We start from the raw sequence: 11,753 nt of genomic DNA, 5'->3' as shown, positions 1-11,753 counted from the left end.
GAAGAAATAGCGTTTAGCTGAACCCAAAGGGCAGCGTTTTTTGTTATTTATACGTCGTTATTGCTTTTTCATGTGGAATAACCACATATTAATTGCAATGCCTTGTCTAGATACCAATAAATTGTTGCAAAAATAAACGCGAAAGATCAACAGACCCTAACGTGAATCATGGTTAAATTGATTCACGTTTTCTTCGCCCTAATAGCTCAAGTACTAAGGACAGCAAGCTACAGATTAAAATTGCCAAATATAAATGTGGTTTATTCGGTATTTGCTCCGAGTCGTTTATGTAGAAGCTCACCGTGCGCTGCGCAGTTTCTTGGGCACTATTTTCAACTAACAATGAGAATGATATTGATGTCTTTTCAGCAAGAGAAGGGGCTTTGAACTTCAGGCGGTTATTCGTTGCTTGAAATTTTACACGAGGGCCTGATGTTTGTTGCCAAGTATAGCTAAGCGTTTGATGTTTGCTATTGTTTACCTCTGCAACAACCGTAACCGTTTGCTCCGTAAATGCATTATAAGCCTTGATTGAATGGATTGTTGGAATACTCTCTTCGCTGATGGCTAACGGTTTTTGACTATTGGTCTTAACGCGCTCTACCAGTAAACTTGCGACTGCTAATGTTAAAAAGCTAATTAATAAAATGCCAAATATACGTGTAAGATGATATTGGTAAAAGTTAGTTAACGTGTTTATTTTGTTCATAAATTTAGTTACTTTCTTTTGGTTAGTGTGTTTTGTTTTTTACAAGCTCAATTAAAAGGGGCCAGTAGTGTTCTTTGGATCGTGCCAATACGAATGCCAGATACTATTTCCATGTAAATAGTAAATATCATTTTGATGAAATATTGCGCGGTCATCCCAAGATGATGTATAGCGATGATGAGGTTTATTTGTGTTATTGCTAGGATAAATGCTGCCAATAACATTCAATTGTGCATTTGTGTCCTTACCCGTAATCTCAAAAAGAGATAAGTAGTTTTCTGGTGCCCAAATATCGATGCTTTCATTTTCTGTTGTTGTACTGGTCACATGCCACCTCTCAATCGGGATGCCAAACCGAAAACTGTTATCTTCACCATGTGTTAGCATGGTTAACGCATGATAATTGAATTCTACCGGCGTATAAGCGTTGGCATGAATAATTGAGTTTATTTCGATAGGTGCGTTAATATTACTGACGTCAAATAAGCTAATTTTTGCGCCTTCAATGACAGGTGTCTTATCAATATCGGTGTCGTTCTCTAAGCGGCTTGGATCGATATTTTGGCCAATACCAAGCAGTAGGTTCTCTGATAAAGGGTGCAAATATGATGAGTACCCAGGAACTTCAAGCTCTCCGCTGATGTACGGTGCATTCGGGTCAGTTAAATTTAGGACATATAAAGGGTCTGTTTCCAAAAAAGTGACAACGTAAGCAATATTGTCAACAAAGCGTACTGCCTTAATGTTTTCTTGCACAATACCGTTATCGTTAACCTTGCCAATTCTTTTTGGCGTCGTGTCGTTGGGTAATTGGGAAATGATTGTCAGCTCATTGTTATGCTTTTTTAAATCTTCAAGAATGAATAATGTGTGTTCAAACCCTTGTTGTGTATCACCTTGCGTTGTTATTACGCGTAACATCGATTGATATTCACTAAAACGTAAATTAGTCAGGTTTTGACCAAAACTACCAGGGAGCTCTTTAGAAGCTTGATAGTTAAATTGGTTATTATCAATTGAAAACTTATGGACGACAGATACATAGTCATTATGGGTGCTTGATGATTCTGGCGAGAATGTCGTTCCGTATAAATAAATTGCATTGGGCGATGCATAGAGCCCTTGGATATCGCTGTTTACACAAACAGAAGTTATATCGTTTGGTTGCGTAATATCAATAACGGTAAGCGTTACTAAACCATCAAAACCATCACTCCTTTCAGCCGATGCTGGAATGTAACATTGCTCCGTACTGACTAATGACTGACTGATCCCTTGACTATTGGTTATTTTGGGCAGTAATGCTTCAATAGGTGTTGATAATACTTTTCGGTAATTTTCTAGCTGTTGATCATTAGTTTCTGCATAAGGCAACCCCGGAATGTAGGGTGAATAGCTACTTACAAAATACAGTTTATTGCCTATTTGACGGCTATCAATGACGCGTCCATCAATAGTAAAACGATGCGTTAACTGAACGTTATTTAGGTTTGACGTATTTAATAACGACAACGTGAATGTTTGTTCGACAGGAAAAAATGACTCTTTAGCAAATAAATTCTCCGTTGTATAGATAGAATAATGCAGGCTATTAGCGAAGGCCGCTAAGTGATTATCATGTAAATAAATGCTATCAACGGTTGCATCTTTAAGCTTCAATGAAACATTAGCTTCGGGTGTAATATCACCTTGTGAGTTTCGTGTAAATACGCGAATTTGAGGAGAACTATTGGTTGTTGATTCTTCGCTATAATAGGGGTTAGTAGCAATAAAAAGTCGTTCACCGTCGTATTTTATTCTATCGCCTTCTTCAACTCCTTCTTCTTGAAAAAGAGTTGTCGAGTAATTTACATCTGTTCTTGAATGACTATCAGCACTTAGTGATTCTAAAGGGTATTGCTGACGACTTATACTACGCAGATAAATGCCATGGCGAAGATGTCTTTGAAAAAATCGATTGTCTACTTTTTTTAAAGGCGATGTTGCCATTTTGATTTCATTTAGCGTAGGTACTTTGTCTACATATTGCGTTACTTCAACTTGTGCTTTGTCGGTATCACAACCGGTAATAACGCTAATACTGATGATAAGTAGTAGTTGTTTAACCATGATGTTGTTCCTTGCTAACAGAATAAGAGTAACTTCTATCGTGCTACTATGACGTAAGTTACAATTTTCTACTGTTGCCAATTGCTAATAAATGTAATCAGGTGTAATCCACGCTAGTATTTATTAGCGCCTATGATAAATTGAGCAAAAATTTGGGGAGTTTGTCGTTGAAGTACCTGGCATTTCTAATTTGCTTATTTTCATTTTCTTCTGTCGCTGATTGTCAGCCAAACAGAGAATCTTGTGTGCCTGTTTCACAATGGCAGTTTTCATTAGCTATTGGTGGTGGTGTTCATACAAATCCGTTAAATGGCGGCGACAATATTCCGCTAGTTATTGTTCCCTCTTTGAGCTATTACGGTGAATCCGTATTTTTTGATAATGGTGTTTTAGGGTATGCCATCATTGAAAATGAGCACGTAGCTATTAGTGCTATTACCCAGTTTAATCAAGAAAAAGCTTATTTTACGCGTTGGCATCCGAAAAATATTTTCGTGACAAGTGCAATCAGTAATACATTCTACGGTGCAACTAAAGAAGCGATAGACATTGATCAAGTTGATAAACGTGACTGGGCACTCGATGCTGGCGCACAGTTAAATTGGTTTATTGCTGAGCACACTGATGTTGTTGCAAAATTATTGTGGGACGTAACAGGCGTTTATCAAGGGTATAACGCGTATATCAGTGTTAATCATCAAATAAAATTACCCTTGAACAGTTTTGCATCATTTGGTTTAGGCGCTCAAGTAAATAGCGCAGATCTGGTAAATTATTATTATGGTATCAAACAACGTGATGCCTTTTTTACCCAAGTAACCTTTAAAGGCAAAACCAGTATTAATCCGATATTTCGTGTTAAATTGACTAAAGTGTTGTCAGAACAGTGGCGTTTATCTTTCTATTGGAAACGTAAATTGCTTGATGCAAATACAGCCAATAGTCCACTTATTAATACTAAACAAGTTGATACTGTGTTTCTAGGGATGGAATATGAATTCTAAGCGCTGCTACAGCGTGTGCTGTTTCGTGGTTCTTCATATATTATTAATAGGCTTTGCTCGTGCACAACAGGTACAGTTATCTATTTCTCCTACGGTGTGTATTGTTAACAAAATGGGGCAGCCCTGCGCCATGAATGTCAAGGTAGCGTGGCGTACATCTCGCGTAGGTGACTATTGCCTGTTTCGGGATGAACAGCAATTAAAGTGTTGGCGTAACGCAGATAATGTGACGACGAACTTTGAAATAAGTTTGCAAGAAAACATGTTATTTACACTGCGAGATAAAGAAACCTTATTAGCGCAAAAGCAAATTAAAGTAAATGCGAGTGCCCCAAAAGCATATCGACGAAGGCTACGTGCAGACTGGAGTGTTTTTTAATGGCTAATATTTTATTGGTTGAAGATGATGAACGTTTAGCGAAATTAATTAAAGACTTTTTAAAGCAAAATGGTTTTGATGTTACGGTACTTCATCAAGGTGATCATGCGATTGATTATATTAAGAAAAGTCCGCCTGATTTAGCCATTTTGGACGTTATGCTTCCGAAAGTAGATGGTTTTTCAATATGTAAAGCAGTACGAACGACCTACCACCAACCGATATTATTTCTTACCGCGAAAGATAGCGATTTTGATCACGTGTTAGGGTTGGAAATAGGCGCGGATGATTATTTAATTAAACCGATTGAACCGCATGTATTGCTTGCAAGAATTAATACCCGGTTAAGACGGCAATCTTTGCCAGAACAACCCATTGAAAGTTTATCTTTTGGTGAATTGTTTATTGATAAAACCGCCAGAAAAGTGATGCTGGCTGAGCAAGATATCGAGTTAACGAGTCATGAATTTGAATTATTGTGGTTACTTGCAGAGCATGCGGGAGAGCCTCAAAGTCGTGATTTTATCCATCAAAAAATGATTGGTCGCGAGTACGATGGATTAGATCGCAGTGTTGATGTTAGAGTTTCGAGGCTCAGAAAAAAATTGCATGATAACTTAGCACAACCTTATCGGATAATTACCGTATGGGGTAAGGGGTACATGCTAAGTAAAACCGCATGGTAATCTCAAATACCGTGATTAACTATGTGTTAAAGCACTAACACTGTAAGGGTAATTTTGAACCGTCTCTTTATTCATTTATTTGTTGTTATTGTACTTGGCCTCGTTTCAATTAATTGGCTTTCTGAGTTTTTATGGCAGCAATTGCATTCCGGAGATAATCTTGAACAGCAACAGCTTGCAAACACGTTATCTGTAATTGTTAGCCAACAAAGTCAGTTAGAGCGATCGCCTGAGGTTTTATCAAGTCAACTTGGATTTAACGTTGAAATCATGTCAATTGATGATGTTGCATGGTTACCAGAGCAGGAAGATAAACTTCGCCAAGCAATCCCTGTTGTGACTTATACCGTTGATGATCAATTAATGCTTTACATCAAGGATAGTAACTCTTCCATGGTATATGCATTTGGGCCTATCCAAACAAATGCGAGTTTGCCTCAAAAAAACTCGTTAAAAGTCCTTTTGCTTGTTCTATCATACCTTATGTTAGCAGGCATTATTTATTTATGGACCAGGCCACTATGGCAAGATTTAATTAAACTAAATCAAATGGCGGCGCAAATAGGGAAAGGTAACTTTGTTATTTCTCTGCCAGATCATAAACGTTCACCGATCAGCAATATAGTGATGACTTTTCACACCATGGCTGAGCGAATTATTCAATTAATCTCTGATCAACGTCAGTTAGTTAATGCCGTTTCACATGAACTACGTACACCTCTTGCTAGATTAAGCTTTTCTTTAGAAATGCTTAAAAACGTGCCAAAACAGCAACAAGTCGACATGAAAAAAGATGTTGCTGAAATGTCTACATTGATAGATGAAATGCTCGGTTACGCAAGGCTTGAAAATATTGATGAGCATACGAACAAAGAAACAATAGATCTGGTGAAACTCATTCAAGCGAGTGTTGAAAAAAGCCAAAGGCTAACGACTAAAACAATTGATTGTCACTTACCAGACATGTTCAGCTATCAATGTAATGAACAATTAATTGAAAGGGCAGTGCAAAATTTATTAAGTAATGCATTACGGTATGCCAATACTCGCGTTTTAATCAAACTGACGAGCCAAAATGACTCGCTATATATATGTGTTGAAGACGACGGAGAAGGCATTGCGCCAGAAGAAAGAGATAAAATATTTGACGCATTTTACCGTGTTGAAAAAAGCCGAAATAAAGATCTTGGTGGTTTTGGCTTAGGGTTAGCGATTGTTGATCGTATTTGTCGCACTCATAAGGGGAGTTGCCACGTAAAAGACTCTTCATTGGGAGGGTGCAAATTTACCATCACCTTACCTTGCTAAATGATATCTTTGTGATGAACAAGTTACGCTTCTTCAATGAGACAATAAAAGTCGAAGGCGTTGGCCGCACGTTCGCCATTTGATATATAGGTCCCTAAAATAAACTCGTAAGGCATGTATAGGTATCCCGATAACCCAAACTCTGAACCATAAGAGTTACGAATGAGCAACGCTTGTTTTTCGTCGTCAAAGCCTACGGCACAAACAGCATGGCCGCCAATACGTAATTCATCTTCACTTGGCATTGGCATAATGCCTGAAGATGGAATTTCGAAGAAACTACGGGGCTCCATAAAGCCAAATATTACCGGTGTTTGGTTACTCAGGGCGTGTTTAATTTCATCTATACCATGCTCAATGCTTAAGCGGCAGTATTTAACTTGCCTAAATGTTTTTGCTTGTTCAATTGCCTTTGGAGACGGTTTCTCATTCATTAATTTTCGAATGATCGCTTGCTTTTCTGTCAGTACTAACTCAAGGTTTTCTGTGATCTCTTCAAGAGATGCGGTTTTTATTAATTGATATAACGATTTAGGAACATGCGTTTCTGGATAGGGCCATAAGTCAGCGCAACATACACCAAAAAGCTGTAAAGCTTGAAAACCATCACTTATTAATACCGGCGTATTTTGTAGTTCTTTGCCTGCCAATAAGCGCTCATGATAGTAAATATACATAGCAGACGCTTTAGATATTTGACTGCAATCATCGAAGAACTCGTTGTTTTGTCTATTTAGGGTAATTTCCATCGCTGCTGATAATGCACAACCAGTACAGGCATTCAGTAGCCCTTGGTCCATAACCGGTGACAAAATAAACTCCCGAAGGTCAACGCGATCTTGAGTACTTGCTTGCCATTGGGTTGAATGACAATGTTGTTGATATAATGGCGAAGCACAGCATTTTTGGTTTGGCACGACACTTCGGCAGTATAAATGTTGCATGGTATTTCCTTATGTTGAATTGAGCGTGGATCCGAATCAAAGCGATATTTGCTTTGCTAGAGTTAACATACACTTGCTAATCATACATTTTTTTATCTCGACTAAACAAAGATCACTTTAATGAATAGTGGATGTTTTGTAGTTCTTATGTTGTATTATAATCTTTGAAATTCAAAATATTACACTAAACAAGGATCGTAATTGAAATCGTTTAACTTTAAATTGATATACGCACTTGCATTGTTTACGCAAGTGTTTGTCGTTCATGCGGCTGATTTTCCAACTAAGCATGAGCGGGAAGCCATTGTTAAAAGTTTATTGAATGGTATAGAAAGTGTTGATGGTGTAACAATTGAATTACGCGATAGTACGCGCGTAGTTAAATGGGAGAACTTCAAAAAAATAGCTACACGAAATGTAGTGTCGGCATCTGATTGGAGTAGCTTGTATAGTGCGATTAATAATATTCATGATGGTATTATCAATCGCCATTCTTATATTCAAGTTGAAGAAGGTATCAGAAAACATGTAAAAGCCATTGCTAAATGGCCACGTTATAAACTTGGTTATACCTGGCCACACATTACCTTTTTTGACTTAGATAATAAGCAAACGATTCTTTCATTAAATGGTACTTCGGTGATTGATCTCTTCGATGAGTTTTTTAACTTATATTGTAATGACGTGCATGATATTGGTTGCTTGAAGTTATTCTCTGTTGCAATAGGGCGCGGTTATCGCTTCAAAGACAATGCTGAAAAACTAGATGTTACTTTTAAAGATGGCAGTAAAAAACAAGTTTTAACACCTCAAAAATTAAAGAAAATTGCAAAAAAAGGTGAGCCAAAACAATGCGAAAACTTATATACCAATTTACCTAAAAATCTTGTTTTTAAAGGTGATCAAAGTTGTTTATTTGAAATTGATAATCACTATTTATTGAAGATTAGATATTTTGGTCGTTGGGGTACTGAGCAAAACGATATTTATTGTCAAAAAGTTACCACAGAAGGAATGTGTTCGGATATTTTGGCTATTAAAAATATACTAAGCCAGCAAGCTGCTAAACCTTTGATTATAGACCTTCAAAATAATGGCGGTGGCTCTGAGAATACACCATGGATTGCTGCATTAACTACGAATGGATTCATGGACAATGTCGTTTTATATAGAAATTTAGCGCTTTTAAAAGATAAAGACATTCGAAAAGATTCATTTTATGACAATGAATATGCCGAAAATTGGTATCAAAAAATTAAAGTCAATATGAGTGAACAACACAGATACTTGCCGCCACGCGCAGATTTTTGCCGAGGTTCTAAGGAGTGCGCACTAGAAAATATTCCTTCAGCGAAGTTACCGATAAAGTATCGTGCTTTAACTTTAGTTATAAATGAAGCATGTGTGAGTTCATGTGATGATTTTGTGTGGCGAACAAGGCGATATGCTCAAGCGAAAACTGTTGGGCAACTGCCTGCAACGGATGGTGCTTACGCGAGAATTAAAGGGTATATCTATGTTGATAAGCGAGGCAATATTGGTCATGCGCACGTTGGTGAAAGCCAAGACGTACCTGCTGAGGCTGAAACACTTTTAGTGAGCTATCGTATTCCAATATCTAAAACTATTGATGTAGATGGCAATAACTTAGATGGGGCAGATAATGTTTTGGATGTCGCCATTCCAATTACTAAGGAAAACTATAATAACATTGAAGATATCAACGTTAAGTTTGCGTTGGGCTTGTGAGTACACTTACAAGCCTCGAGTGATATAACAGTAAAATGACCAATATCTTATGCTGTTATCTAGTTTATCCGCAGTTTGCCGATATAATAGTACAAATGCAGTGTTGTTTTTGAAGTGGTAACCTCCTTGTATCAGAATATCAATGTTGATCACTTACCTGTGATCTCAACAACAGTAGAAGTCACAGGATTTAATTACTCTCCAGATATTATTTGGATATTTGATCTAGACCGTCATGGTTTTTGGTGGGGGAACACACGAGCGCTTGAATTTTGGGGGCTAGAAAGTGTTGAACAACTGATCAATAAAGACTTGTCAGATGATACAGAAGGGGCTCGCAAACGCACGGAACAAACGTTTGTAAAAGCAGCCGTTGAGGGGCAAACACAAGACCCATGGACGACGTACCCCAATGGTCAACCCAAGCTAATGTTAATGCGTCATGTCGCTGTACTATTAGGCGAAGAAAAACATCGAGGCATTATTGCCTTCATCAGTGAGCAACTAGACCATAATTTGCAGCCTGAAAATTTGCTTTTTGCCGAAGCTGTGCGCTATACGTCAGCAGTGGTCAGTTGTTATGACTTAACTGGAAAACGGCTTTTTGAAAACCCGGCTTTTACCTCATGTTATGACACGGCAACGCCGACACAATCTGTTAATGATTTTGTTGTGCGCTTTTGTGATACGGCTCAAGGAGAACAAAGGTTAAAGCAGGCACAGCAGCAGCAAGATTGTCAGCATGAACATTTAATGCAAACTAAACAAGGCCTTAAACGCCATAATGTTGATGTAAGATCGAGTCGTCATCCATTAACTGGAGATTACGTTTTCTTAGTAACAGAATATGATATTACCCAGCTTCACGATACGATCACCGAGCTAAAGCAAACCAAAGCGACACTTAAACAATTAGCACACTATGATCCATTAACATCATTACCAACGGTATGGTTGTCACGTGAAAGGTTACGAAATGCTTTAGTAAAAGCAAAGCGCGATAAAACAATCGTTGCAGTTATGTTCATTGACTTAGATGGCTTTAAACAAGTTAATGACAACTACGGCCACGCAACAGGGGATAAACTGCTTACGCTTGTAGGAAAAAGGCTTGCTAGTATATTTAGGGAGTCAGATAGTGTCGGTCGTATCGGAGGCGATGAATTTCTTGTATGTCTTCCAGAACTCTCTACAAAAGATAATTCATATGACTTAGCTAAAAAAACCATTGAAGAGTTATCGCGTGAATTTAACATTTTTGACGATAACGGGCGTAGCCAACATGCAAATATTAGCGCAAGTATCGGTATCGCTTTTTATCCGGATGAAGGGCAAGATGTTGACTCATTAATTAAAGTGGCTGACAAGAAAATGTATCAAGCGAAAAATAATGGCAAAAATAAGTTCGTTGTTTAGTGTTTAGTTGCTCATATTTGACCTTGTACTTTTAAAGAATAGGTTTGTATTTCACCTGACAGGCAGTTATGAGCGAAAAGCAGACCTTAAAACCTCGTTTGTGAGTTGCACTCCTTATCTCGCGTAGGGGCATAAAGGACAACCTCTTCGAATTTCCTTAATTTATTGGTTTGCACGAAAGCAAAGAAATTTAGTATTTGGGTAAAGACGCTTGTGGAAGTAAGCTACTGATTGAGTCGTCTTGATCACTAGTTGAACTGAAGTTGTAGTTTTCTGTATGTATAGCTTATTGTAGTGGCAAAGCGCACGCTGTTTAACCATTTACGTCGATTGTCATGGCTTTATGAGCAAAAGAAAGGCCATTCTAGTTGGACAGCCTTACTTGGTGATTATCGACTACGTTGGAAGCAACGGTACTTTGGAGGGCACCCGTCTGCTTATTTATGTGATAACAACGCTTTTGCTACGATGATAGATGACGCTTACGACGTAATCCTATCGCGACTAACGACACAGCAAACAGCAAGGCTGTCGCAGGCTCGCTGACAGGCTGGGCTTCATTGGCAGGCTTGACTTCGCGGACTAACCACGTGCCTGTCGCTGCGTAGGTAGATTTCACATGCGAACTCAAACCAGTGTTAATTAGATCGAAGTTAGAGTCGCCGCCCAGATTGCGGTAATATCCGTCGAAAACATTCGCTGCTTCGTTGTACCGACCTGATTGGAGGGTAAATGAGTGGCTGCTCGTGCGTCCATATGTGTACCCACTGTTCTTACTTTGCGGATACACGTCCACGGGGCAAGAATTAGTATCATTGCAAAATCCTTCGTGGTACGTGTCGCCAAAAGCTTTTATAAAATCATTTACTATTTCTACGTTCCTATTGAAGTTATAGATTTGATCGTCAACTAACGAAAGACCGAAAAAACTATTGAACATGTTAACGACACTGGTATCTGAAACGGTACTCCATCCGCCTCGATAGCTATCGTACAACCCGATAACATCTGCCACAGCACCTGCGCTACCGTTGAGGGGGGAGGAATTGTCTAGTAAATTATTATCGGCTAGGTCGGCTACTAATGATTTGTACGAAATACCATTGGTTACGGTTAAATCTAACCACTGCCACACAGAGCCGTCTTCGCGACTTTCGTATACGGTTGGCCCAAAATTTATGAAATTACCACTAACACCAATCATGGTTGAATGCGCTGTACCCGAAACGATTAAGCAAAGCGCGGCTATCATTTTTTTCATCATAATGACTGAGTCCTTATTGTCTTATTAGGCATGAAAATACATCCCTTTATTGAGTTTTATACCGCAGTACCAGTGATCTAAACAGTAAATTGCTTGTCCGGAAATGCAATTGCAATGCCAAGGTGAAAATTGATTTGTATAACAGCCTTTTATCAAATCGCTGGACGTGCGGATTTGTATATTTG

The 11,753-nt window shown here is 38.4% G+C and carries 10 protein-coding genes; 6 read left to right on the top strand and 4 right to left on the bottom strand.

Annotation, left to right across the window (positions count from 1 at the left end; all coding sequences use genetic code 11):
• Positions 1–172: 172 nt before the first annotated feature.
• Positions 173–709, bottom strand: coding sequence for a PKD domain-containing protein (locus tag QUE09_RS13945; RefSeq protein WP_286233421.1), 537 nt, complete (start codon positions 707–709; stop codon positions 173–175).
• Between the two features lie 51 nt (positions 710–760).
• A complete protein-coding gene (locus QUE09_RS13940) occupies positions 761–2,818 on the bottom strand; it encodes a beta-propeller domain-containing protein (protein ID WP_286233419.1) in 2,058 nt (685 codons plus the stop codon).
• A gap of 167 nt (positions 2,819–2,985) precedes the next feature.
• Between QUE09_RS13940 and QUE09_RS13935 the strand changes: the two genes are divergently transcribed.
• From QUE09_RS13935 to QUE09_RS13920, 4 genes are read left to right on the top strand one after another with little or no spacing between them, the layout of a single operon-like run.
• Positions 2,986–3,822, top strand: a complete 837-nt coding sequence (locus QUE09_RS13935; RefSeq protein ID WP_286233417.1) for a MipA/OmpV family protein — start codon at positions 2,986–2,988, stop codon at positions 3,820–3,822.
• A complete protein-coding gene (locus tag QUE09_RS13930; protein ID WP_286233415.1) occupies positions 3,812–4,201 on the top strand; it encodes a DUF3019 domain-containing protein in 390 nt (129 codons plus the stop codon). The genes QUE09_RS13935 and QUE09_RS13930 overlap by 11 nt, the downstream gene beginning before the upstream one ends.
• Entirely contained in the window at positions 4,201–4,887 is a 687-nt protein-coding gene (locus QUE09_RS13925) for a response regulator (protein WP_286233413.1), read from the top strand. The genes QUE09_RS13930 and QUE09_RS13925 overlap by 1 nt, the downstream gene beginning before the upstream one ends.
• A gap of 54 nt (positions 4,888–4,941) precedes the next feature.
• Complete coding sequence (locus QUE09_RS13920; protein ID WP_286233412.1) at positions 4,942–6,195, top strand: ATP-binding protein; 1,254 nt, start codon at positions 4,942–4,944, stop codon at positions 6,193–6,195.
• 23 nt (positions 6,196–6,218) lie between these two features.
• Here the strand turns inward: QUE09_RS13920 and QUE09_RS13915 are convergent, their stop codons facing one another.
• The gene (locus QUE09_RS13915) at positions 6,219–7,139 is read right to left on the bottom strand and encodes a C1 family peptidase (protein ID WP_286233411.1); all 921 of its coding nucleotides are present in this window, start codon (positions 7,137–7,139) and stop codon (positions 6,219–6,221) included.
• 201 nt (positions 7,140–7,340) lie between these two features.
• Here QUE09_RS13915 and QUE09_RS13910 point away from each other — a divergent pair, with 201 nt between their 5' ends.
• Positions 7,341–8,888, top strand: coding sequence for a S41 family peptidase (locus tag QUE09_RS13910; RefSeq protein WP_286233409.1), 1,548 nt, complete (start codon positions 7,341–7,343; stop codon positions 8,886–8,888).
• A 126-nt stretch (positions 8,889–9,014) separates the two neighbouring features.
• Positions 9,015–10,304, top strand: coding sequence for a diguanylate cyclase domain-containing protein (locus QUE09_RS13905; RefSeq protein ID WP_286233408.1), 1,290 nt, complete (start codon positions 9,015–9,017; stop codon positions 10,302–10,304).
• 463 nt (positions 10,305–10,767) lie between these two features.
• On the opposite strand, the gene QUE09_RS13900 is transcribed toward QUE09_RS13905, so the two are convergent.
• Complete coding sequence (locus tag QUE09_RS13900; RefSeq protein WP_286233407.1) at positions 10,768–11,568, bottom strand: PEP-CTERM sorting domain-containing protein; 801 nt, start codon at positions 11,566–11,568, stop codon at positions 10,768–10,770.
• Between the last annotated feature and the right edge of the window lie 185 nt (positions 11,569–11,753).

The organism is Thalassotalea sediminis (assembly GCF_030295915.1).
Taxonomy (GTDB): Bacteria; Pseudomonadota; Gammaproteobacteria; order Enterobacterales; family Alteromonadaceae; genus Thalassotalea_C; species Thalassotalea_C sediminis.
This window is presented reverse-complemented; position numbering and strand designations above follow the sequence as displayed.